Genomic DNA, 22,827 nt, shown 5'->3' with positions numbered 1-22,827 from the left:
CTCAGAAGCTCTCTTCCACCGCCTCGAGCTTCTGGCTCGCGACGATCTGTGTTTTGACATCCAGGTCCGGCGCCACGCCCATCAGGCGCAGGGTCTGGGCCACGACCTGGCTGAAGACCGGGGCAGCCACGGCGCCGCCGAAATAGACGCCGTTGCTGGGCTCGTCCACCATCACCGCGACCACGATGCGCGGCTTGCTGATGGGCGCCAGCCCGACGAACCACGAGCGGTACTTGTGGCCGGCATAGCCCTTGCCTTCCTGCTTGTGCGCGGTGCCGGACTTGCCGCCGATGCTGTAGCCCGGGACCATGGCCGCCGGCGCCGTGCCGCCCGGCGCGGCGGCCGTCTGCAGCATGGCGCGCACCTGCTGGGCGACCTCGGGCTTGAAGACGCGCAGGCCGCTGACGGGCTCGCTGCTGGCGCGCTTCATGATGGTGACGGGGATCACCTCGCCGTCGCGGGCGAAGGTGGTGTAGGCGCGGGCCAGCTGGAACAGCGAGGCCGAGAGGCCGTAGCCGTAGCTCATGGTGGCCTGTTCGATGGGCCGCCAGCTCTTGTAGGGCCGCAGCTTGCCGGTCATCGCGCCGGGGAACTCCAGCTGCGGACGCTGGCCCAGGCCGATGGCGGTGAACATCTCGTGCATCTCGCGGGCCGGCATCTGCATGGCGATCTTGGCCGTGCCGACGTTGCTGGACTTCTGGATCACCTGGGCGACGGTGAGGTCGCCATAGGGGTGGACGTCCGTGGGGGACCAGCCGGCGATCATCACGGCGCCGCGGGCGGTGTTGATGACGGTGTCCGGGCGCACGCGGCCGGTCTCCAGGGCCAGGCCGATGGTGAAGGGCTTCATCGTCGAGCCGGGCTCGAAGACATCGGTCAGCGCGCGGTTGCGCAGTTGCTCGCCCAGCAGGTTCTGGCGGTCGGCCGGGTTGTAGCTGGGCCAGTTGGCCAGGGCCAGGACCTCGCCGGTCTGCACGTCCAGCACCACCACCGAGCCGGCCTTGGCGCGGTGCTCGGCCACGGCGTCGCGGATGCGCTGGTAGGCGAAGAACTGCACCTTGGCGTCGATGGAGAGCTGGATGTCGCGGCCATTGCTGGCCGGCACCCGCTCGCCCATGTCCTCGACCACACGGCCCAGGCGGTCCTTGACCACGGCGCGACTGCCGTCGCGGCCCTGCAGCTCCTTCTGGAAGGCCAGCTCGATGCCCTCCTGGCCGCGCTCTTCCAGGTTGGTGAAACCCACGATGTGCGCGGCCGACTCGCCTTCCGGGTACTGGCGCTTGTACTCGCGGTCCTGGAAGATGCCCTTGAGGTTCAGGGCCTTGATCTTGGCGGCGGTGTCGTCGTCGGCCTGGCGGCGCAGGAAGACGAAGCGGTTGGACGGATCCAGGCGCTTGTCGAGTTCCTGCGGGCTGACCTTGAGGATGCGAGCCAGCTCGCGGCGCTTGTCGGGGTCGGTGTCGACGTCCTTGGGGAAGGCCCAGATGGAGGGCACGGCCACGCTGGAGGCCAGCACCTGGCCGCTGCGGTCCTTGATCTGGCCGCGGCTGGCGGGCAGCTCCAGGGTGTGGGCGTAGCGGGCCTCGCCCTGGCGCTGGAAGAAGTCCTGGGCGACCAGCTGCACGTAGACAGCACGCCCCAGCAGGCCGGCAAAGGCCAGGCCCACCAGCGCGACGAGGAAACGCGAGCGCCAGGGCGGCGTCTTGGCCGCCAGCAGCGGGCTGGTGGCGTAGTTGACGCCGCGCGGGCTCAGGGCATTGCCCACCGGGCGCTTGGCGCTCATGGCTGGCCTCCGGCGGCGGCGGAGGCGGCCCGGCCGCCCAGCTCGACGGTCTGGGTGATGGCCGGCGAGACGGCGCGCATCTTCAGGCGCTCGCGGGCGACCTGCTCGACGCGCAGGTTCGTGGCCTGGGCGTGGCGCTCGGCCAGCAGGCGCTGGTGGTCGGCCTCCAGCTTGCGGCCCTCGTTCTGGGCACGGTCGACCTCGGTGAAGAGACGGCGCGCCTCATAGCTGCTGCGCACCAGGTAGTAGCCCGAAATCATCACCGCAGCCAACAACACCAGCGTGATGCGAGACCACATCAGCGGCCTCCCTTGCGCTTGGCCGGCCTGGGCGGGGCGGCGGGCGCCTCGACCAGAGGCGCATCCGTGCGCTCGGCCACGCGCAGGATGGCGGAGCGCGAGCGCGGGTTGGCCTTCACCTCGGCCTCGCTGGGCTTGATGCGACCCAGGGCCTTGAGCACCAGGGGCTTGGGCGCGGCGAACATGGCGCGGCGGTCGACCACGTCCTTGCTGTGCTGGGCGATGAAGTTCTTGACGATGCGGTCTTCCAGCGAGTGGAAGCTGATCACCGCCAGGCGGCCGCCCGGGCGCAGCAGGCGCAGGGCCGAGTTCAGACCCTGCTCGAGCTCCTCAAGCTCGGCGTTGACGAGTATCCGTAGAGCCTGAAATGTGCGCGTTGCAGGGTCCTGGCCCGGTTCGCGGGTTTTGACCGCACCAGCCACGACTTTGGAAAGCTCGGCGGTTGTTCGAACAGGGCTCCCGCCTTCCCGGCGAGCAACAAGCGCCTTTGCAATCGGGAGAGCAAACCGTTCTTCGCCATAGTCGCGTATCACCTCAGCAATCTGGCGCTCGTCGGCACGGGCCAGGAAATCCGCGGCACTCTCGCCGCGGGTCGTGTCCATGCGCATGTCCAGCGGGCCGTCGAAACGGAAGCTGAAACCGCGCTCGGGGTTGTCAATCTGGGGGCTGGAGACGCCCAGGTCCAGCATCAGGCCGTCGATGGCGTGCACACCGATGCGCTCCAGCTCGGCCGCCATCTGCGCGAAGGGCGCGTGGCAGATGCAAAAACGCGGGTCCTCGACCCGCGTCTCGCCTGAAGTGGCGGCCGCGATGGCCTCGGGGTCCCGGTCGATGGCGATGAGCCTGCCGCCCGGCCCCAGCCGGCTCAGCAGCAGGCGCGAATGGCCGCCGCGGCCGAAGGTGCCGTCCACATAGATGCCGTCCGGCTGGTGCAGCACGCCCTCGACCGTCTCGTACAGCAGGACGGTCGTGTGCTTGAAGGGCTCGGGGGTGACGGTAGGGGTGGGGGTGGGGGCGCTCATGATCAGAAGCTGAAGTCCTTGAGCGCGTCCGGCAGCTCGGATTGCATGACCTGGGCCTCGTGCGCGGCATAGGCCGCGGCGTCCCAGAGCTCGAAGTGGCTGCCCATGCCCAGCAGCATCACGTCCTTCTGGAGGCTGGCGCTGGCACGGAGTTCAGGGGCGATCAGCACGCGGGCGGCGCTGTCGATCTCGACGTCCTGGGCATTGCCCAGGAAGACGCGCTTCCAGCCGGCGGCCGACATGGGCAGCGCGGCGATGCGGTCACGGAAGGTTTCCCAGGCGGGGCGGGGGAAGACCATCAGGCAACCCTCGGGATGCTTGGTGATGGTCAGCTGGCCATTGCACAGGCCCTGCAGCAGCTCGCGGTGGCGTGTAGGGACGGTCAAGCGCCCCTTGGCGTCCATCGCCAAGGCACTCGCCCCTTGAAACACGTAATTCGCCACAGCGGCCCACAATCTGACAATTTCTCCCACTTTACTAACCGACTTCAGCCAGGTCAAGGAAAATCGGAAAAAAGTCCAATGAAATCAATCACTTACAGTTGATTTCAGCAGCGCGACTCAGAAAAAAAGTCCTTCAAAAATAAGGACTTGCAGATCGCACTAAAAGTGCTGGATGAACTGCGCACGCCCGGTTTGAGGACTTTCCCGCAGTGCCCGCCACGAGGCGCGCGGGGCCTGGCGCGCACGCCGAACGCTGCCCTTACACTCGCGCAAACCTTCACGCAAACGCTTTCATAGCGCTCCGCCCATGGCTCGAACCCCCGCTCCGCCCTCGGCCCGCAAGGCCGGTCCCGTCACGCTCGGCATGGTGGCCGAGGCCAGCGGCGTGTCGCCCAGCACCGTGTCTCGCATCCTCAACGGCACGGCGGTGGTGAGCGCGGAGAAGAAGGCGGCGGTGGACCGCGCCATCGCCGAACTGGGCTTCGTGCCCAACCCGATTGCGCGCGGCCTGGCAGGCGGGCGCACGATGAGCATCGGGGTGATCACCCAGTTCATCGACAGCCCCTTCTTCGGCGTCGCCATGCGCGGCATCGAGGAGACGCTCAGCGAGGCGCACTACAGCGCCCTCTTCGTCAGCGGCCACTGGGACGTGGAGGTGGAGCAGCGCTGCATCGACACCCTGATGGGCCGCCGCGTGGACGGCATGATCATCCTCAATGGCCGGGTGGGCGACGCCGCGCTGCGCCAGCTGGCCAAGCAGGTGCCCACGGTGGTGACGGGGCGCAGCATCAAGGCGCCCAATGTCTACGCCATGGACTACGACCACCGCGAGGGTGCGCGCCTGGCCACCCAGCACCTGATCGCGCGGGGCCACCGGGACATCGCCCACATCGGCGGTGACCAGAGCCACTCCGACGCCCGCGAGCGCCTCGCCGGCTACCAGGCCGCGCTGGAGGCGGCCGGCATCCCCCTCCGCCCGGCCCTGGTGGAATGCGGCAACTACCTGGAGGAAGGCGGCCGCCAGGCGGCCGAGCGCCTGCTGGCCAGCCCGCATCGCTTCACCGCCCTCTTCGCCGCCAATGACCAGATGGCCATGGGCGCCGCCGTGGCCCTGCACAAGGCCGGCCTGCGCGTGCCGCAAGACATCTCCCTGGTGGGCTTTGACGACCTGGCCCTGGCCACGCACATGACCCCGCCCCTCACCACGGTGCACCAGGCCAGCCTGGAGCTGGGTCGGCTCACCGCCCAGGCCCTGCTGGAGATGCTGGCCGGGGGCAAGCCCACGCTGAAGCTGCCCGAGCCCCGCCTCGTGGAGCGCGACTCTGTGGCCGCCCTGGCCCGCGGCGCCGGGCGCTGAAGACGCCGCCAGAAATCGGTTTCAGTCCGCCACAGCCGGCTTTCCCGGGCCGCTGTTGCTTTGCTGCAGGGCAGCACATTCGTATTAGGGTGATGCCTAGGTCACACCGCTTGGTGGCTGGCGCTACTATTTGAAAGCGCTTTCAATGCAGCAGGGTTCGAAGCGCCCCTGCTGCCACACCAATACCACCAGGAGACAGACCCATGACCCGCAACCTGCGCCGCCGCCATCTCGTGCCCTTGAGCCGGCTGGCCGCCGCCTGCGCCGTTCTCATCGCCCCGACCCTGCAGGCCCAGACGGCCGAGCCTGCCAAGAAGGACGAGGGGGCGCAGCTGGACACCGTCGTGATCACCGGCATCCGCAAGAGCCTGGACAGCTCCCTGGACCTCAAGCGCAAGGCGCAGGGCGTGGTGGACGGCATCGTGGCCGAGGACATCGGCAAGTTCCCGGACACCAACCTGGCCGAGTCCATGCAGCGCATCGCCGGCGTGTCCATCGACCGCGCCAACGGCGAGGGCTCGCGGGTGACGGTGCGCGGCGTGGGCCCCGACTTCAATCTGGTCCTGCTCAACGGCCGCCAGATGCCGGCCGCCAACCTGGCCGACACCACGGCCTCCAACGCCCGCTCCTTCGACTTCGCCAACCTCGCCTCCGAAGGCGTGGCGGCGCTGGAGGTCTACAAGACCGGCCGCTCGGAGAACCCCACCGGCGGCATCGGCGCCACCATCAACATCAAGACCGCCCGGCCGCTGGACAACCCCAAGACCGTGGCCAGCTTCGGCGCCAAGCTCGTCAGCGACGACTCCAACAAGCGCCTGCCCGGCGTGATCGCCGGCTCGCAGAACACGCCGGAGCTCTCGGGCATCTACAGCCAGGTCTTTGCCGACGGCACCTTCGGCATCGCCCTCAGCGGCAGCCTGCAGAAGCGCAACTCCGGCTACAACCAGGCTGGCGTGCCCAATGGCTGGTACAGCAAGCCCGGCAACCTGGCCAACGCCAATGACTGGACGGCCCTGCCCCTGCCCAACGAGCCCGGCGGCAGCAAGATCACCAACCGCCCCAAGCCGACGGATCTGTACGAGGTGCCCCAGAACCTCATGTACAGCATGAACGGCATCGAGCGCACGCGCACCAACGGGCAGCTGGTGCTGCAGTACCGCCCGATGAAGGACCTGACGCTGACGCTGGACAAGACCTACTCCGAGAACAAGATCCACACCAAGCGCAGCGAACTCTCGGCCTGGTTCAACTTCGCCTACGACAAGACCACCTGGGCGGACGGCCCCATCGCCTCGCCCCTGATCTTCTCGGAGCTCTACACCAACGGCCCGGCCGACGTGGCCATGGGCGGCGCCTACTACGGCACGAAGAACAAGAACGACTCCACCGGCTTCAACGCCGTCTGGCGGGCCTCGGAACGCCTGAAGCTGGAGCTGGACGCCCACCACTCCGTGGCCACCGCCGGTGCCGACAGCCCCTATGGCACCAACAACGCCCTGGGCGTGTCCATGCAGAACCGCGCCAGCGACCGCGTGGACTTCTCGGGCAAGTTCCCGGTGCTGGGCATCGGCCTCTCCGGCAACCCGGCGGACAGCGCCAGCCTCATGCAGGTCACCGGCTCGTCCTTCCGCAATGCCTACATGCGCAATGCCATCGACCAGGCGCAGATCAAGGGCAAGTACACGCTGTCGGACGCGTCCAACCTGGACTTCGGCGTGGGCCTGACCAAGGTGAACAACCGCACCGCCTTCGCCAACGTGCAGCAGAACGACTGGGGCGGCCACAACAAGCCCAGCGACTACGCCGACACCCTCTGGCAGGCCGACACCATCCAGCAGTACTTCAGCCGCGCCATGGGCTCGGTGGACCGCTCGGCCATGGTCAACAACTTCTTCGTCTGGGACTTCAACGCCGTGCGCGACGCCGCGGTGAAGGCCGACGGCAGCGACAAGTGGTTCAAGGCCACCGACAACTTCGACGACGACCGCCGCACGCAGGAGCGCAGCACCAGCGCCTTCGTCCAGTACAGCGCCGACTTCGACTGGGGCGTGCCCATGAGCGCTGCCCTGGGCCTGCGCTACGAGCGCACCAAGGTCGACTCGCAGGCTCTGGTGCCCATCGCCACCGGCATCCAGTGGGTCTCGGCCAACGAGTTCGCCATCCTCAAGGGCGCGCCGGGCTTCACCAGCCTCTCCGGCAAGTACAGCTACCTGCTGCCCAGCATCGACTGGGAAGCCGAGCTGAGCAGCCAGTGGAAGGTGCGCGCCAGCTTCGGCGAGTCCATCGGCCGCCCGGGCTGGGACAAGATCCAGGGCGGGCAGACGCTCACCGAGTACCGCGCCGGTGGCGGCACCGGCAACCAGGGCAATCCGGGCCTGAAGCCGCTGCTGTCCAAGAACTTCGACTTCTCCGCCGAGTACTACTACGCCAAGAGCAGCTACGCCGCGATCGGCATCTTCCGCAAGAACATCAGCAACTACATCGGCACCAGCGTGGTCCCGATGACGCCCTTCAGCCTGACCTCGCCCATCAATGGCGCGCTGTTCAAGGAAGCGGCTGCGTCTTGCGGCGGAGCGGACCTGACCTGCGTGCGCAACTACCTGCTGAACACCTACAACGGCCGCATGGGCATCGTGAAGACCGGCGTGGATGGCTCGGGCAACGCCCTGGGCACCATCGCCGGTCAGTCGGGCGACCCGATGGCGGTGTTCAACATCAGCGTGCCCACCAACCAGCGCAGCGACCACATCAACGGCCTGGAGCTCAACGTCCAGCACGCCTTCGGCCGCAGCGGCTTCGGGCTGGCCGCCAACTACACGTACGTGCGCTCGGGCCTGAAGTTCAAGGACGACGACCTGCAGGACCAGAACGCGCTGGTGGGCCTCAGCAACTCCGCCAACCTGGTGGGCTTCTACGAGGACGACCGCTACAGCGTGCGCATGGCCTACAACTGGCGCGGCGAGTTCCTCAACAGCACCAATGCGGCGGTGAACGGCGGCTCCGGCCCGTCCTACACCGAGCCCTATGGCCAGTGGGATCTCAGCATCGGCTACAAGTACAGCCCTCACCTGAGCTTCCAGTTCGAGGCGATCAACCTCAACGACGGCGTGATCCGCACGCATGGCCGCACCCGGCTGGAGGTGCAGTCGGTCACGCAGACCGGCCGCCGCTTCATGGTGGGCGCGCGTTACACCTTCTGAGCGTTGCCGCGGGGGTTCTGCCCCCCGCTCAGGGATCCTGCCCTCCCCGGCGGGATCCCTCTCTCCCTACCATCGGCCCACGCCCGCCCTGGAACGCCCATGCGCCCCGCCCTGCTCGACAACATCAGCCACCAGGCCCTGCGCCTGGACCCCGCGCCCTCACGCGCCTATGGCGACGACCTGCCGGTGGTCCCCACCGTGCCGGCGGAATTCCGCCTGCTGCAGGCCTGCTTCCCCATCGTCTTCCAGGCCTGCACGGGCGAGCTGCCCTTCCAGCCGGTGGCGCTGATGAGCCTCAGCGGCGCGGGCAATCTCTTCCTCGGCCCGCAGGGCTGGGACGCGCCCCATCTGCCCTGGGCCCTGGAGCGCCAGCCGCTGATGGTGGGCCGGGACGCCACGCAATGGGTGGTCCACATCGACCTGGACAGCCCCCGCCTGAGCGAGCACGACGGCGATCCCCTCTTCCTGCCCCAGGGCGGCCTCTCGCCGCTGCTGGAACACCGCATCGGCGTGCTGCAGGCCCTGCACGAAGGGCTGCAGACCCTGCCGGCTTTCATCGACACCCTGCTGCGCCTGGAGCTGCTGGAGCCCATGGCCCTGGACCTGCCCGTGGCAGGCGGCGGCACCCGGCGCATCGGCGGCTTCCACGTCATCCACGAGGAGCGCCTGGACGCACTGCCCGGCACCGTGGTGGCCGATCTTCACGAGCGCGGCTACTGGCTGCCGCTGGCCATGGCCGTGGCGTCGCTGTCGCGCTTTGGCGAGCTGGTGCGGCGCGAGCAGCACCTGTCCTGAGGGACCCGAGATGCCGGCGATGCGCGAGCTGCCCTGCACGCCTGGCCAGGTGCCGCCCTCGCTGACGGGCAGCGGCCCGGACGGCGACGCGCCCTGCGTGCTGCGCGGCCTCGTCTCGCACTGGCCCCTGGTGCAGGCCGCGCGCCGCCGCCCGCACGAGGCCGCCGAGCTGCTGCGCGGCCACTGGCGCGACGCCACCGTGGGCGTCTACCAGATGTCGCCCGGGACCGGCGGCCGCATTGCCTACACGCCCGACTTCAAGGGCTTCAACTTCCAGCGCGCCCTGCTGCCCTTCGGCACCGTGCTGGACCAGCTGATGGCCTGCCTGAACGACCCGGCGCCGCCCACCGTCTACATGGGATCGACCACCGTGGACGCCTGCCTGCCCGGCCTGCTGGACGCGCACCCGCTCGCCATCGAGGCAGCGGAGCCGCCCCTGGTGAGCCTGTGGCTGGGCAACCGCGTCACCGTGCCGTCCCACCAGGACTGGCCCGCCAATATCGCCTGCTGCGTCAGCGGCCGGCGCCGCTTCACGCTCCATCCGCCGGACGCCGTGGGCGATCTCTACATCGGCCCGCTGGACCTCACGCCGGCCGGCCAGCCCATCAGCCTGGTCGACGCCGCCTCGCCGGACCTGCAGCGCTTCCCGCGCTACGCCGCCGCGCAGGCCCGCGCGCAAGCGGTGACCCTCGAGGCGGGCGACGCGATCTACATCCCCAGCCAGTGGTGGCACCAGGTCCAGGCCCTGGACCCCTTCAGCGGCCTGATCAACTACTGGTGGCGCCGCACGCCCGCCTGGCAGGACTCGCCCATGAACGCGCTGTGGCTGGCCCTGGCCACCGTGCGCGACCTGCCACCTGCCGAGCGCGACGCCTGGCGCGCGCTGTTCGACCATTACGTCTTTGACGCCGGCCCCCAGACGGCGGCGCATCTCCCGCCCGAGGCCCGGGGCGTGCTCGGTCCGCTGGACGAGACCGCGCACCGCCGCCTGCGCGCCCTGCTGCTGAACAAGCTCAACCGATGAGCCACCCCCGAAGAGAGCTGCCATGACACCCTTCCACACTTCGCAAGCCGTCCGCCGCGTCGTCATCGCCGGAGGCGGCACCGCCGGCTGGATGGTCGCCGCCCTGATGGGCAAGCTGATGGGCAAGCAGCTGCAGATCCGGCTGGTGGAGTCCGAGGAGATCGGCACCGTGGGCGTGGGCGAGGCCACCATCCCCGCCCTGCATGCGTATCACGAGCTGCTGGGCATCAACGAGGCCGAGTTCATGGCCGCCACCCAGGCCACCTTCAAGCTGGGCATCCAGTTCGAGGGCTGGAAGACGCCGGGTGAGTCCTACCTCCACGCCTTCGGCCGCACGGGCCAGGACCACTGGAGCGCCGGCTTCCAGCACTTCTGGCTCAAGGGCCGGGCGCAGGGCCTGGCCCGGCCCTATGGCGAGTACTGCCTGGAGCTGCGCGCCGCGGAGGCGAACCGCTTCGCCCACCTGCCGCGCAACGGCCTGAACTACGCCTACCACCTGGACGCCTCTCGCTACGCTCGCTTCCTGCGCGCGATCGCCGAGAGGCACGGCGTGCAGCGCCTCGAGGGCAAGATCGCTGCCGTGCTGGCCGAGGGACCGGACGGGGCGCTGAGCGCGCTGCGCATGCAGGACGGCAGCCTCGTCGAGGGCGAACTCTTCATCGACTGCACCGGCTTCCGCTCCCTTCTGCTGGGCGAGACCCTCGGCGTGGCCTACGAGGACTGGACCCACTGGCTGCCCTGCGACCGCGCCGTGGCCGTGCAGACCGCCGCCGTGCGCGAGGCGCCACCCTACACCCGCTCCATCGCCCATGACTTCGGCTGGCAGTGGCGCATCCCCCTGCAGCACCGCGTGGGCAACGGCCTGGTCTACAGCAGCCAGCTGCTGGCCGATGCCGACGCGCCAGAGGTGCTGCGCCAGCAGGTGGAAGGCGAGCTGCTGATCCAGCCGCGCGTGCTGCGCTTCACGCCGGGCCAGCGCCTGCGCACCTGGGAGAAGAACTGCATCGCCGTGGGCCTCTCGAGCGGCTTCATCGAGCCGCTGGAGTCCACCAGCATCCACCTGATCCAGCGTGCCGCCATCCGCCTGCTGCAGATGTTCCCGGCCGGCGGCATCCAGGCCTGCGACATCGAGGAGTTCAACCGCCAGTCACAGAAGGACCTGGAGCACATCCGCGACTTCATCGTGCTGCACTACCACCTCAATGCCCGCCAAGGTTCGGCGCTGTGGACGCACTGCCGCGAAATGGCGGTGCCGGCCAGCCTGCGCCATCGCCTGGAGCTCTTCGCGCAGACCGGCCGCGTGTTCCGCCCTGCCGACGAGCTTTTCGCCGAGAACTCCTGGATCCAGGTCATGCTGGGCCAGGGCCTCACGCCCAAGGCCTGGCACCCGGTGGCCGACCTGATGGGCGAGGCCGAGCTGCGGCAGTTCCTGAGCACCCTCCATGAGCAGGTGGCCCACACGGTGCAGTCCCTGCCTCCGCACGAGGCCTATGTGCGCCGCTTCTGCGCGGCCGCGCAGGCCCAGGCCGAGAAGGCCATGGCCTGAGCCCCTCCGTGATGGCGCCACCGAGGGCCCGCGCCATTGACACAGGCACCCGGCTTCCCTATAGTTTGAAAGCGCTTTCATAGCCGATGCGCACAGGCGGCATCGAACGCCAGGCGTCACCAGGCGCCCAAGACAAGGACAAGAGACAAAGTGGATGCACAAAGCGTGGATGCGCAAAGACGCGCCGGCCTCGGGCTGGCCCTGGGCCTGTGGGCCGGGGCCGGACGGGCACAGGCCCCGCTGCGACTGAGCGTCGCGGCCTATCCCAAGCTGGACGCCATCGTCCGCGCCGCCGTGCCGGCCTGGACGGCGCGCCACCCGGGCGTGGAGGTGGAGGTGATCAGCCGCGAGATGAACGACCACCACGCCGCCATGATCACCGCGCTGTCCACCGGCAGCCACCTGCCGGACCTGATGGCGCTGGAGGTCGGGTACGTGGGCCGCTTCGCCCAGGGCCGCGGCCTCTTCGACCTGCGCCAGGCGCCCTGCCAGGCGGAGCGCCTGCGCGATCGCTTCGTACCCTACACCTGGGGTCAGGCCGGCAACCGCCGCGGCGAGATCGTCGCCCTGCCCTCGGACATCGGCCCCGGCACCCTGCTCTACCGTCAGGACTTGCTGGCGCGTGCCGGCCTGCAGGCCGAGGACCTCAACGGCAGCTGGGCCGGCTATGTGGCCGCGGGCCGCGAGATCCGCCGCAAGACCGGCGCCTACCTGCTGGCCCATGCGCGGGACATGAAGGACATCCTCATCCGCACCGGCGTGCAGCCCGGCGAGGGCCTTTACTTCAGCCAGGACAACCGCGTGCTGGTCAACGGCCCGCGCTTCCGGCGCGCCTTCGAGCTGGCCCGCCAGGTGCGCGCCGAGGGGCTGGACGCCAAGGTCTACAACTGGTCCAGCGACTGGACCGAGGGCTTCCGCCGCGGCCTGATCGCGACCCAGATGATCGGCGCCTGGCTGGTGGGCTTCATGGGCTCCTGGCTGGCGCCCAAGACCCGCGGCCTGTGGCGCGCCGCCCAGTTGCCCGAAGGCGCCTTCGCGGCCTATGGCGGCAGCTTCTACGCCCTGCCTGCCAAGGGGGACACGAGCCGCCGTGCCCTGGCCTGGGACTTCATGCAAGACCTGACCCTCAACAAGACCCTGCTGCTGGACGCCTTCCAGACGCACGACATCTTCCCCGCCCTGGTCGACACCTTCGAGGACCCTTTCTTCGACGAGCCGGTGGCCTTCCTGGGCGGCCAGCGCGCCCGGCATCTGTGGCGCGAGGCCGCGCGGCGTATCACGCCCGTGGCCGTGCACCGCCAGGATGCCTTCGCCGACGAAGTCATCAACACCGAGCTCGACAAGGTGCTCACCCGCGGCAAGGACATCGCCAGCGCCCTGGGTGACGCCGAGCGCCTGCTGCAGACGAGGGCCCAGCGATGAAGCCACTGCGCATCCGCCCCGCCGGCGCACCCTATCTGTTCCTCGCGCCCTTCCTGCTGCTCTTCGCCGTCTTCGGCCTCTTCCCGCTGCTGTTCTCGCTGTGGCTGGCGCTGAACCGCTGGGAGCCCACCAGCGGCCTCTCAGCCATGGAGTGGGTGGGCCTGGAGAACTTCGCCTTCGCGCTCAAGGACGCCTGGTTCTGGAAGTCCCTGGGCAACACCGTGTGGCTGGGCGTGGCCAGCGCCGTGCCGCAGCACCTGGTGGCCCTGCCCCTGGCCTGCGGGCTGCAGGCGCTGGGCCAGCGCTGGCGCAATGCGCTGATGGGCGCCTACTTCCTGCCCTACATCACCTCGACGGTGGCCATCGCCATCCTGTTCAGCGCCCTGTTCTCGACGGACTACGGCCTGATCAACAGCGGCCTGGCCGCCCTGCGCCAGCTGCCCGGCCTCGGCCTGCTGCTGCCCGCGCAGGCCATCGACTGGCTCAACGACCCGGACCGCCTGCGCCCCGCCATCGCGCTGGTCGTGTTCTGGCGCTACGTGGGTTTCCACACCGTGCTCTACCTCGCCGCGCTTCAGACCATCCCCAAGGACCTGTACGAGGCCGCGACCATGGACGGCGCCGGCCCCTGGCAGCGCTTCCTGCACATCACCCTGCCGGGCCTGCGCAGCATGATGCTCTTCGGCTTCACGCTCTCGGTGGTGGGCAGCCTGCAGCTCTTCGAGGAGCCCTTCGTGCTGACCAACGGCCGCGGCGGCAATGACCAGGCGGGCATGAGCAGCGCGGTCTACCTCTACCGCCTGGCCTTCGACTTCAACGACTTCGGCGCGGCCGCGGCCATGTCCTGGCTGCTGTTCGCGATCCTCGCAGCGGCCACGGCGGCCCTGCACCGCGCCTTCGGCAAGGAGCGTGCGTGATGAACAGCCGTCCTTCCCTGCAGCGCTCGCGCTGGATGGCCTATGCCCTCGTGGGCTGCGGCGCCCTGCTGATGCTGGCGCCCTTCTACGTGATGTTCGTCTTCGCCACGCAGTCGCGGACCGACATCTTCAGCGTCCCCCCGCCCCTGTGGTTCGGCGACGACCTCTGGGCCAATCTGCGCCTCCTGGGCGAGCGCATCCCCTTCTGGCGCAGCGTGGGCTGGAGCCTCTACGTGGCGCTGATGTCCACGGCGCTGACCCTGCTCTTCTGCGCCATGGGCGGCTATGCCTTCGCGATGTTCGAGTTCCGCTTCAAGCGCCCGCTGTTCGCGCTGGTGCTGGGCACCATGCTGCTGCCCAGCTTCATGAGCATGATTCCCAGCTTCATGGTGATGGACCTGCTGGGCTGGATCGACGAACCCCGCGCCCTGTACCTGCCCGGTGCGGCCAACGCCTTCGGCATCTTCCTGATGCGCCAGTACGTGCGCAGCGCCGTGCCCAAGGAGCTGATCGAGGCCGCGCGCATGGACGGCTGCGGCGAGTTCGGTCTCTTCGTGCGCATCGTGCTGCCGCTGCTGAAGCCGGCCCTGGGCACGCTGGGCCTGATCAGCTTCATCGGCAGCTGGAACAACTTCGTGGGCCCGCTGATCGTGCTGCGCAGCCCCGAGCACTTCACCCTGCCCCTGGCCCTGCGCCTGCTGCAGAACCCGGTGGACACCGAATGGGGCGCCCTCATCGCGGGCGCTGCCGTCGCCACCCTGCCCCTGATCGCCCTCTTCATGCTGGCCTCACGTCAACTCATCGCCGGCCTCACCGCCGGTGCCGTCAAGTGAGCCGGCTCCTCCCGACACCCGCCCTTCCTTCGCTCACCCGACCCATGACTGACCCGACCACCGCCCTGCACTTCCCGCCCGACTTCGTCTGGGGCGTCTCCACCAGCGCCTTCCAGATCGAGGGCGCCGCCGACGTCGACGGCAAGGGCCCCAGCATCTGGGACACCTTCTGCCGCCAGCCCGGTGCCATCGCCGACGCGAGCGACGGCCGCGTGGCCTGCGAGCACTACCGGCGCTGGGCCGATGACCTCGACCTGATCCAGAGCCTGGGCGTCAACGCCTACCGTTTCAGCGTCTGCTGGCCCCGCGTCCAGCCCACGGGCCAGGGCGCCTGGAACGAGGCCGGCCTGGCCTTCTACGACCGCCTGGTGGACGGCATGCTGGCCCGCGGCCTGCAGCCCCACCTGACGCTCAACCACTGGGACCTGCCCCAGGGCCTGCAGGACCGCGGCGGCTGGGGGAACCGCGAGACGGTGGACCGCTTCGTGGACTACGCCCTGGGCATCCAGCGCCGCCTGGGCGACCGCCTGGCCTCGCTGTGCACGCACAACGAGCCCTGGGTCGTGGCGGTGCTGGGCCACCAGAACGGCGTCTTCGCCCCCGGTCTCAAGGACGAGGCGCTGGCGCTGCAGGTCTCGCACCATCTGCTGCTGAGCCACGGCCGCGCCCTCAAGGCCCTGCGCGCCGCGGGCGCGAAGGAGAAGCTGGGCATCGTGCTCAACCTCGCGCCCACCCATCCCGCCACGCCCTCGGCCGCCGACAAGGCCCGCGCCGTGCTGGAGGACGGCCGCCTGCTGCGCTGGTACATGGACCCGCTGTGCCAGGGCCGCTACCCGCTGGACATCTGGCTGGACCTGGGCGAGAAGGCCCCCAAGGTGCACGAGGGCGACCTGGCCGAGATCCGCCAGCCGCTGGACTTCCTGGGCGTCAACTACTACTCCCGCTCCGTGCAGAGCGCCGACAAGCCCTGGGATCCCAAGGCTGCGGGCAAGGAGGTCAGCGAGATGGGCTGGGAGGTCTACCCCGAGGGCCTGACCGAGCTGCTGCTGCGCCTGCACCGCGACTACCCGCAGGTGCCCAGCCTCTGGGTGACCGAGAACGGCGGCGCCTTCCCCGACCCCTGGGTCGATGGCCGCGTGCAGGACGAGGCCCGCACCCGCTACCTGCAGCGCCACATCGCCGCCGTGCATGCGGCGAAGCAGGAAGGCGTGCCGGTCGATGCCTACATGGTCTGGAGCCTGCTGGACAACTTCGAGTGGTCCTCCGGCTATGCCAAGCGCTTCGGCATCGTGCACGTGGACTACGAGACCCAGCAGCGCACGCCCAAGGACAGCGCCCGCTGGTACCGCCAGTTCCTGGCCGCGCAAGCCAAGGGGGCCTGAGGTGGCACGACTGAGCCTGCAAGGCATCCACAAGCGCTACGGCGAGCAGGACGTCATCCGCGGCGTCGACCTGGACATCGAGGACGGCGAGTTCCTCGTCTTCGTCGGCCCCTCCGGCTGCGGCAAGAGCACGACGCTGCGCATGATCGCAGGACTGGAGGACATCTCCGAGGGCACGCTGCTGATCGACGGCCAGCGCGCCAACGAGCTGCCGCCGGCCGAACGCGGCGCGGCCATGGTGTTCCAGAGCTACGCCCTGTACCCGCACATGAGCGTGGCCGAGAACATGGGCTTTGCCCTCAAGATGGCCGGCGTGCCCAAGGCCGATCGCGAGGCCCAGGTCCGCAGGACCGCCGAGACGCTGAAGCTCACCGCCCTGCTGGACCGCCGCCCGGGCCAGCTCTCGGGCGGCCAGCGCCAGCGCGTGGCCATCGGCCGTGCCATCGTGCGCAAGCCCAAGGTCTTCCTCTTCGACGAGCCGCTGTCCAACCTGGACGCGGCCCTGCGCCTGGAGATGCGCATCGAGCTGGCCCGTCTGCACCGCCAGCTCGGCGCGACCATGGTCTACGTGACCCACGACCAGACCGAGGCCATGACCCTGGGCGACCGCATCGCCGTGTTCCACCAGGGCCGCATCGAGCAGCTGGGCACGCCGCTGGCGCTGTACGAGGACCCGGCCACCGAGTTCGTCGCCGGCTTCATCGGCTCGCCCGCGATCAATCTCATGGACCGCCCGGCCTCAAGTGCCAGCCCGGCTCACCAGGCCCTGTGGTCGAACTGGACCGCAGCCCTGCCCGGCTCTGCCCAGCGCCTGGGCGTGCGTCCGGAGCACCTCCAGCTGGCCCCTGCCGGCGAGGGCGTGCCCGCCCAGCTGGACTTCGCCGAGCACCTGGGCGACACCCATCTGCTCTATGCGCGCGTCGAGGGCCTGGAGAAGGCCTTGACGCTGAAGGTCAACGGCGCCGTGCCGGCCCTGCAGCCCGGCGAGCGCATCGGCCTGGCCGCGTCGACGGCGCGGGTGCTGGGGTTTGATGCGCAGGGGCAGCGGGTGCGGCGCTGACACGGGTCGGCCGCGCCTGCGCGGCCAGGGGCTCGGGATCCACCCACAGGCAGGCGCCAGCGCCGCGTGCCCCGGCGCCAGGCGTGGCGCCTCGCCGTATGCGTCTCCACGACTCAGGAGAAGAGCGTATGCTTCCTGGCAGGCTGTCGTGGTGCTGGTGAAGGAAAAGCCGGCATGCAGCCCCTGGAGCGCAGGCGGCGTGTCCGGTCCGTTTCAATCCAGCCAATTAAGGAGTGGGACTCATGACCGCCTCCGACGGCATCGAGGCCAGGCAGCACCGCCTGGCTGAACTGCGCCAGGAGATCGCAGAGGCCGAGGCCACCTTGCTCGCGCTGCAGGAGACGATCCGGGCTGAACGCGGCGACGCCGGGCATGAGGCCATGCGTGGCATGGTCGCCGAGAACCAACGGCTGACGGCCGCCAACCAGGTCGCCCATCAGGCCACCGCGACGGCCTATGCGGCACTCGAGATGGCCGTCCATGCCTCGCGCACCGACTCGCTGACCGGCCTGCTGAACCGTGTGGCGTTGTGGGACCGCCTGGAGCACGATCTCCATCTGGCGCGACGCCACGGCGCCATGCTCGCCGTGTGTTTTGTCGACGTCGACAACTTCAAGCACGTCAATGACACCCTGGGGCATGCCATCGGCGACAAGCTGCTGCAGGGCATTGCCCGGACCCTGGTCGGGGCCGTTCGCGCCAGTGACACGGTCTGCCGGCTCGGCGGCGATGAGTTCGTGGTGTTCGCCCCCATCAGCACCCGCGAGGACGGCCTCCAGCTGGGCAGGAAGATCACCGACGCCGTCGGCCAGCTTCACCTGCAAGTCCCATGCGCGCTGACGGCCTCCGTGAGCGTGGGCGTCAGCACCTATCCCCAGGATGGCGACACCGTCAGCGCCCTGCTCGCCAAGGCGGATGACGCGATGTACCTCGTCAAGAAGGCAAGGGCGGGCACGTCCTCCGGGACCTAGCTGCGCGGCACCGCCTGCCCCGCTCAGGGCTGCCGCTGATAGACCCGCACATGCTCGATCTCGTAGCTCAGCGGGAAGATGGTGTCGTCCACCGTGCCGCCGAGGTCCCCGCCGATGGCGAGGTTGAGGATGAGGAACTGCGGCGCATCGAAGGGCCACTGGGCGGGGCCGGTGCCCAGGTTGTCGTAGCGGGCGTGCTCGACACCGTCGACGCCGAAGCGGATGCCCTGCGGCGTCCAGAGCATCTGGTAGTCGTGGAAGGCGCTGCAGGCCGTCGGCAGCTGCACGGACCCGCCCTTGCCGCTGCCGCCTGAACCGCTGGTGGTGTGCACGGTGCTGAAGACCTTGGCAGGCTCGCGGCCGACCTGCTCCATGATGTCCAGCTCGCCCTGCGCAGGCCAGCTGCCCTGCGCGCCCAGCATCCAGATGGCGGGCCAGCTGCCACGGCCGCAGGGCAGCCTGGCGCGAACCTCGAAGAAGCCGTAGGTCCACTGGGCCTTGCCGGCGGTGAGCAGGCGGGCGGAGCTGTAGCGCTGGCCGCCCCAGTCGGGCTGGTCGGAACGGCTTTCCAGGCGCGCGGTGATCACCAGGCGGCCGCCGCGGACCTCGCTGTTCTCCAGCCGCGCGGCGCTGTAGTACTGGAGCTCGTGATTGAACCAGCCCTGGGCATTGAGGCCGGTGTCATAGGACCAGCGCCGGGGATCGGGCAGGCCGGGCTGATCGAACTCATCGGACCAGACCAGCACATGGTCGGCGGGACGGCTCAGCGCAGGGGGCGCAGGTGCAGGTGCAGGTGCAGGTGCAGGTGCAGGTGCAGGTGCAGGGGCAGGCGTGGGCGTGGCCGCCGGTGCGCCGCCACCACCACAGGCGGCCAGGGCCAGGCCGGCCACGGCAGGCCAGCGCCGCAGGGGCAGCAGGAAGCCGGGGCGCGGAGGCACCCTCGCGGGCGCCGAGGTGGAATGCGGGGTGGAAAGCGGGGCCATGGGCAGTCTCCAGCCGGTCGCGAGGCGCCCCGGCGCGGCAGAGCACGGGCGGGCCCTGCGCGGCGACCGGTAGGCATCGGGCCGGTGAGTTGATGTGAAAGCGGTTTCATTATCTCGATCACGAGCCGAATGGCGTTGAGTGGAAACACCGACCCGCTCTCCCGCCTCTCCCCCTTGTGGTTTGAAAGCGGTTTCACGCACAATCCGGACATCCCACCCCGAACCGCACCAGGAGACCCCCATGAGCCAGGCCCATCCGCTGCAGGCCCCCGCGACCCAGGCCCCCTTTCCGCGCCTGCTGGGCGACATCGGCGGCACCCATGCGCGCTTCGCCTGGATGGACCGGCCGGGTGCGCCCCTGAGCCATGTCCAGACCTACCGCTGCGCCGAGCATCCCACCCTGGGCGACGCCATCCGGCACTACCTGCACGACCAGGCCCCCTCCCGCCCGGCCGCCTGCGCGCTGGGCATCGCCAACCCGGTGACGGGCGACGAGGTGCGCATGACCAACCACCACTGGGCCTTCTCCATCCAGGCCCTGCGCCAGCAGCTGGCCCTGCAGCGCCTGGAGGTCATCAACGACTTCACGGCGCTGGCCCTGTCCCTGCCCAGCCTGGAGGGCGCTGCCCTGCAGGACCTGGGTGGCGTGCGCCCCTCTGCCGAGTGCCTGGCACAGCCGCGGGCGCCGCTGGCCCTGCTGGGGGCCGGCACGGGGCTGGGGGTGTCCGGGCTGCTGCCCTCGGCCCAGGGCCCCGTGCCCCTGGCCGGTGAGGGCGGCCACGCCACCCTCAGCGCCATGGACGACGAGGAGTCCGCCGTGCTGGCCCTGCTGCGCGCCAGCTTCGGTCATGTCTCGGCCGAGCGGGCGCTGTCCGGCCCGGGGCTGCTCAACCTCTACCGGGCCAGCGCGCAGCTGCTGGACCTCGCCGCCGACCCGCAGCTGCAGCCGGAGCAGGTGCTGCCGCGCGCCCGCGCGGGCGATCCGGTGTGCCAGCGGGCCGTGGATCTGTTCTGCCGCTTCCTGGGCAGCACCGCCGGCAATCTGGCCCTGACCCTGGGGGCCACCGGCGGGGTCTATATCGGCGGGGGGATCGCGCCACGCATGCTGCCCGAGCTGCGCGCCTCGCGCTTCCGGGAACGCTTCGAAGGCAAGGGCCGCCTGCAGCCCCTGCTCACGCCCATTCCCTGCTTCGTGATCGACAGCCCCACCTCGCCCGCTCTGCTGGGGGCCGCCCGGGCCCTGGACCGCGTCCACTGAGACCGGCCTCGCCAAACCCGGCCCGGCGCGACTTTTGCCACGCCGGATTTGACACAAACAAGACAGCACGCCCCTCTGGATCAGCCAGCGCCTCCGCGAAGCCGTGCACAATCCGCGCAGGTGGCTGGCCCCAGCCTTGCAGAGGCGGCGGCAGCCCTCCGGCGCGCCCTGCGCCGGACCCCTGACGGTCCTGGAGTCTTTGTTTGAGTCGCAAGCGCACCAGTTCGCTCTTCGTGGCCCTTGCCATTGGGGTCAGCACCGGCCTCCTGCTGCCGGCGCTGAGCGTTGGCGGCCTGCTGATCGGTCTGCGCGAACCCCAGGTGGCCCAGCAGAACCTGGAGCGCGACCTGCAGACCAAGCTGGACGTGCTGGCCAGCAGCCTGCCCGAGCTGCTGTGGAACCTGGACCAGGTGGCCGCCCGCGAGGTGGCCGCGGCCATCATGAAGTCCCCGGACGTCGTCCGCGTGGCCGTCAGCGACGCCTCCCAGGGCCTGCCCTTCATCGAGATGCGCCACCCCGAGCGCCAGCTGGGCCAGCTGATCAAGGGCGAGCGCGACATCTTCCGCGGCAGCACCCGCATCGGCCATCTGCAGATCGAGATCGACGACCACCTGGCCGCCGCCGCCCTCAGCCGCCAGCGCTGGCTCTATGCCGCCACGGTGGGCGGGCAGCTGCTGATCTCGGTCGCCCTGGTGCTGCTGGCCCTGAACTCCCGCGTGATGCGGCCGCTGCGCTCTCTGGGCCGCTTTGCCAACGACATGGCCCAGGGCCGCTTCAGCACGGAGCTGGAGGGCGGGCGCAATGACGAGATCGGCCGCCTGGGCAAGCATCTGCAGGACATGCGCGATGCCCTGCAGCACCAGTTCGACGCGCAGCGCCAGCTGATCGAGCGCCTGCGCGGCATGGCCGAGACGGTGCCCGGCGTGGTCTATCAGCTGCGCCGCAGCCCCGAGGGCCGCTTCAGCTTCGCCTACGTCAGCGAGGCGGTGAAGGACTACTTCCGCGTGCCCGCCCAGCTGCTGCTGAGCGAGGCCGAGGCGCTGTTCGAGCGCATCCATCCCGAGGACCGGGAGGCCGTGCGCGAGGCCCTGGCCTCCTCGGCCCGCCACCTGAGCCCCTGGCAGCAGGAGTTCCGCACCGACAACGCCGACGGCAGCGAGCGCTGGCTGTACGGCAACGCCATCGCCCAGCTGGAGGATGGCGGCTCGGTGCTGTGGCACGGCTTCCTGACCGACATCTCCCGCCAGCGCCGCGACGCCCTGGAGCTGGACCGCTACCGCCATCACCTGGAGGAGCTGGTCGAGGCCCGCACGCAGGCCCTGGCCACCGCCACCCAGGCCGCGGAAGCCGCCAACCTGGCCAAGAGCGCCTTCCTGGCGAACATGAGCCACGAGATCCGCACGCCGATGAACGCCATCATCGGCCTGACCTACCTCGCCCGCCGCGACAGCACGGAGCCCGCCCAGCAGGACCGGCTCAAGAAGGTGGCGGACGCCGCCGAGCACCTGCTCAGCGTGATCAACAACGTGCTGGACATCTCCAAGATCGAGGCCGGCAAGCTGCACCTGGAGTCCGGCATCTTCTCGGTCAACCAGCTGCTGGACAACATCGCCAGCATGATGGCGCAGCGGGCCGCGGAGAAGCAGCTGCAGGTGCAGCAGGACGTGCCGGACGAGCTGCAGAACCGCGTGCTGATGGGCGACGCCCAGCGCATCACCGAGATCCTGATCAACTTCGCCGGCAATGCCATCAAGTTCACCGACCAGGGCTTTGTGCGCCTCAGCGCCCATGTGCTGAGCGAGACGCCGCAGCAGCTGCACCTGCGCTTCGAGGTGCGGGACAGCGGCATCGGCATCAGCGAGGAAGCCCAGGCACGGCTGTTCCAGGACTTCGAGCAGGCTGACAGCTCCACCACCCGGCGCTATGGCGGCACGGGCCTGGGCCTGGCCATCTCGCGCCGCCTGGCGCGGCTGATGGGCGGCGAGGTGGGCGTGCAGAGCGCCCCCGGCGAAGGCAGCCTGTTCTGGCTGGAGCTGGAGCTGCCCCTGTCCGACCAGCCCCTGGCCGCGGCCGGCCTGCAGCGAGGCCAGGCCGCGCGCGAGCTGCTGACGCCCTTCCAGGGCCGGCGCGTGCTGCTGGCCGAGGACAATGTCGTCAACCAGGAAGTGGCCGTGGCCCTGCTGCAGAGCGCAGGGCTGGAGGTGGACGTGGCCAATGACGGCGTCGAGGCCTGCGAGATGGTGCAGCAGGGCGACTACGGCCTGGTGCTGATGGACGTGCAGATGCCCGCCATGGACGGCCTGGACGCCACCCGCGCCATCCGTGCCACCGAGAAGGGCCGCCAGCTGCCCATCCTCGCCATGACGGCCAATGCCTTTGCCGAGGAACGCCAGCGCTGCCTGGATGCCGGCATGAACGACCACGTGGCCAAGCCGGTGGTGGCCGAGCAGCTCTTCCTGACCCTGCGCCGCTGGCTGCACGCCGGCACTGGCCACTGAGCGCGGCCGGCGCTACAGTCGTTTCGCAGGGCTG

Annotated in this window: 18 protein-coding genes; 13 read left to right on the top strand and 5 right to left on the bottom strand. The window is 69.8% G+C overall.

What is annotated here, in order from left to right; translation table 11 throughout:
- Position 1: 1 nt before the first annotated feature.
- Genes ABDJ40_RS11065 through mraZ form a run of 4 tightly spaced genes read right to left on the bottom strand, consistent with a single transcriptional unit; the run spans position 2 to position 3,535 of the window.
- Complete coding sequence (locus ABDJ40_RS11065; RefSeq protein WP_347609617.1) at positions 2 to 1,783, bottom strand: peptidoglycan D,D-transpeptidase FtsI family protein; 1,782 nt, start codon at positions 1,781 to 1,783, stop codon at positions 2 to 4.
- A complete protein-coding gene (gene ftsL / locus ABDJ40_RS11060; RefSeq protein ID WP_347609615.1) occupies positions 1,780 to 2,082 on the bottom strand; it encodes a cell division protein FtsL in 303 nt (100 codons plus the stop codon). The genes ABDJ40_RS11065 and ftsL overlap by 4 nt, the downstream gene beginning before the upstream one ends.
- Entirely contained in the window at positions 2,082 to 3,104 is a 1,023-nt protein-coding gene (rsmH, locus tag ABDJ40_RS11055; RefSeq protein WP_347609613.1) for a 16S rRNA (cytosine(1402)-N(4))-methyltransferase RsmH, read from the bottom strand. The genes ftsL and rsmH overlap by 1 nt, the downstream gene beginning before the upstream one ends.
- Before the next feature lie 2 nt (positions 3,105 to 3,106).
- A complete protein-coding gene (gene mraZ, locus ABDJ40_RS11050; protein WP_183104855.1) occupies positions 3,107 to 3,535 on the bottom strand; it encodes a division/cell wall cluster transcriptional repressor MraZ in 429 nt (142 codons plus the stop codon).
- A 319-nt stretch (positions 3,536 to 3,854) separates the two neighbouring features.
- Here mraZ and ABDJ40_RS11045 point away from each other — a divergent pair, with 319 nt between their 5' ends.
- The 11 genes from ABDJ40_RS11045 to ABDJ40_RS10995 all read left to right on the top strand — a co-directional run bounded on the left by ABDJ40_RS11045 (position 3,855) and on the right by ABDJ40_RS10995 (position 18,054).
- On the top strand, positions 3,855 to 4,904 hold the full coding sequence (locus ABDJ40_RS11045; RefSeq protein ID WP_347609610.1) for a LacI family DNA-binding transcriptional regulator: 1,050 nt from the start codon (positions 3,855 to 3,857) through the stop codon (positions 4,902 to 4,904).
- A 203-nt stretch (positions 4,905 to 5,107) separates the two neighbouring features.
- The gene (locus tag ABDJ40_RS11040) at positions 5,108 to 8,104 is read left to right on the top strand and encodes a TonB-dependent receptor (RefSeq protein ID WP_347609608.1); all 2,997 of its coding nucleotides are present in this window, start codon (positions 5,108 to 5,110) and stop codon (positions 8,102 to 8,104) included.
- Between the two features lie 99 nt (positions 8,105 to 8,203).
- On the top strand, positions 8,204 to 8,899 hold the full coding sequence (locus ABDJ40_RS11035; RefSeq protein ID WP_347609606.1) for a SapC family protein: 696 nt from the start codon (positions 8,204 to 8,206) through the stop codon (positions 8,897 to 8,899).
- 19 nt (positions 8,900 to 8,918) lie between these two features.
- Positions 8,919 to 9,923 carry a cupin-like domain-containing protein gene (locus tag ABDJ40_RS11030; RefSeq protein ID WP_347609604.1) on the top strand — a complete coding sequence of 335 codons (1,005 nt, stop codon included), beginning with the start codon at positions 8,919 to 8,921 and terminating at the stop codon, positions 9,921 to 9,923.
- Positions 9,924 to 9,945: 22 nt separating this feature from the next.
- Complete coding sequence (locus ABDJ40_RS11025) at positions 9,946 to 11,469, top strand: tryptophan halogenase family protein (protein WP_347609602.1); 1,524 nt, start codon at positions 9,946 to 9,948, stop codon at positions 11,467 to 11,469.
- 165 nt (positions 11,470 to 11,634) lie between these two features.
- Positions 11,635 to 12,891: an ABC transporter substrate-binding protein gene (locus tag ABDJ40_RS11020; RefSeq protein ID WP_347609600.1), complete on the top strand. Its 1,257-nt coding sequence runs from the start codon at positions 11,635 to 11,637 to the stop codon at positions 12,889 to 12,891.
- Complete coding sequence (locus ABDJ40_RS11015; RefSeq protein ID WP_347609598.1) at positions 12,888 to 13,808, top strand: carbohydrate ABC transporter permease; 921 nt, start codon at positions 12,888 to 12,890, stop codon at positions 13,806 to 13,808. Before ABDJ40_RS11020 ends, ABDJ40_RS11015 begins: the two co-directional genes overlap by 4 nt.
- A complete protein-coding gene (locus ABDJ40_RS11010) occupies positions 13,808 to 14,641 on the top strand; it encodes a carbohydrate ABC transporter permease (protein ID WP_347609596.1) in 834 nt (277 codons plus the stop codon). Before ABDJ40_RS11015 ends, ABDJ40_RS11010 begins: the two co-directional genes overlap by 1 nt.
- Positions 14,642 to 14,685: 44 nt before the next feature.
- Complete coding sequence (locus ABDJ40_RS11005) at positions 14,686 to 16,023, top strand: GH1 family beta-glucosidase (RefSeq protein ID WP_347609594.1); 1,338 nt, start codon at positions 14,686 to 14,688, stop codon at positions 16,021 to 16,023.
- Between the two features lies 1 nt (position 16,024).
- Complete coding sequence (locus ABDJ40_RS11000) at positions 16,025 to 17,083, top strand: ABC transporter ATP-binding protein (RefSeq protein WP_347609591.1); 1,059 nt, start codon at positions 16,025 to 16,027, stop codon at positions 17,081 to 17,083.
- A gap of 242 nt (positions 17,084 to 17,325) precedes the next feature.
- On the top strand, positions 17,326 to 18,054 hold the full coding sequence (locus ABDJ40_RS10995; protein ID WP_347609589.1) for a GGDEF domain-containing protein: 729 nt from the start codon (positions 17,326 to 17,328) through the stop codon (positions 18,052 to 18,054).
- A 23-nt stretch (positions 18,055 to 18,077) separates the two neighbouring features.
- Here ABDJ40_RS10995 and ABDJ40_RS10990 read toward each other — a convergent pair whose 3' ends face one another.
- The gene (locus ABDJ40_RS10990; RefSeq protein ID WP_347609587.1) at positions 18,078 to 19,037 is read right to left on the bottom strand and encodes a glycoside hydrolase family 16 protein; all 960 of its coding nucleotides are present in this window, start codon (positions 19,035 to 19,037) and stop codon (positions 18,078 to 18,080) included.
- Between the two features lie 241 nt (positions 19,038 to 19,278).
- Here ABDJ40_RS10990 and glk point away from each other — a divergent pair, with 241 nt between their 5' ends.
- Together glk and ABDJ40_RS10980 are read left to right on the top strand one after the other, a co-directional pair.
- Positions 19,279 to 20,295, top strand: coding sequence for a glucokinase (gene glk, locus ABDJ40_RS10985; RefSeq protein WP_347609585.1), 1,017 nt, complete (start codon positions 19,279 to 19,281; stop codon positions 20,293 to 20,295).
- Positions 20,296 to 20,498: 203 nt separating this feature from the next.
- Positions 20,499 to 22,793, top strand: coding sequence for an ATP-binding protein (locus ABDJ40_RS10980; RefSeq protein ID WP_347609583.1), 2,295 nt, complete (start codon positions 20,499 to 20,501; stop codon positions 22,791 to 22,793).
- Positions 22,794 to 22,827: the final 34 nt, after the last annotated feature.

The organism is Roseateles flavus (assembly GCF_039872765.1).
Taxonomy (GTDB): domain Bacteria; phylum Pseudomonadota; class Gammaproteobacteria; order Burkholderiales; family Burkholderiaceae_C; genus Roseateles_B; species Roseateles_B flavus.
Note: the sequence above shows the minus strand (reverse complement) of the source record. Positions and strands in the feature narration are given on the sequence as shown.

What these genes read in the sequence shown, in the direction of transcription:
- ABDJ40_RS11065 (WP_347609617.1), bottom strand. Translation starts at nt 1,783, where the DNA reads ATGAGCGCCAAGCGCCCGGTGGGCAATGCCCTGAGCCCGCGCGGCGTC.
- ftsL (WP_347609615.1), bottom strand. Translation starts at nt 2,082, where the DNA reads ATGTGGTCTCGCATCACGCTGGTGTTGTTGGCTGCGGTGATGATTTCG.
- rsmH (WP_347609613.1), bottom strand. Translation starts at nt 3,104, where the DNA reads ATGAGCGCCCCCACCCCCACCCCTACCGTCACCCCCGAGCCCTTCAAG.
- ABDJ40_RS11045 (WP_347609610.1), top strand. Translation starts at nt 3,855, where the DNA reads ATGGCTCGAACCCCCGCTCCGCCCTCGGCCCGCAAGGCCGGTCCCGTC.
- ABDJ40_RS11040 (WP_347609608.1), top strand. Translation starts at nt 5,108, where the DNA reads ATGACCCGCAACCTGCGCCGCCGCCATCTCGTGCCCTTGAGCCGGCTG.
- ABDJ40_RS11035 (WP_347609606.1), top strand. Translation starts at nt 8,204, where the DNA reads ATGCGCCCCGCCCTGCTCGACAACATCAGCCACCAGGCCCTGCGCCTG.
- ABDJ40_RS11030 (WP_347609604.1), top strand. Translation starts at nt 8,919, where the DNA reads ATGCGCGAGCTGCCCTGCACGCCTGGCCAGGTGCCGCCCTCGCTGACG.
- ABDJ40_RS11025 (WP_347609602.1), top strand. Translation starts at nt 9,946, where the DNA reads ATGACACCCTTCCACACTTCGCAAGCCGTCCGCCGCGTCGTCATCGCC.
- ABDJ40_RS11015 (WP_347609598.1), top strand. Translation starts at nt 12,888, where the DNA reads ATGAAGCCACTGCGCATCCGCCCCGCCGGCGCACCCTATCTGTTCCTC.
- ABDJ40_RS11010 (WP_347609596.1), top strand. Translation starts at nt 13,808, where the DNA reads ATGAACAGCCGTCCTTCCCTGCAGCGCTCGCGCTGGATGGCCTATGCC.
- ABDJ40_RS11005 (WP_347609594.1), top strand. Translation starts at nt 14,686, where the DNA reads ATGACTGACCCGACCACCGCCCTGCACTTCCCGCCCGACTTCGTCTGG.
- ABDJ40_RS10995 (WP_347609589.1), top strand. Translation starts at nt 17,326, where the DNA reads ATGACCGCCTCCGACGGCATCGAGGCCAGGCAGCACCGCCTGGCTGAA.
- ABDJ40_RS10990 (WP_347609587.1), bottom strand. Translation starts at nt 19,037, where the DNA reads ATGGCCCCGCTTTCCACCCCGCATTCCACCTCGGCGCCCGCGAGGGTG.
- glk (WP_347609585.1), top strand. Translation starts at nt 19,279, where the DNA reads ATGAGCCAGGCCCATCCGCTGCAGGCCCCCGCGACCCAGGCCCCCTTT.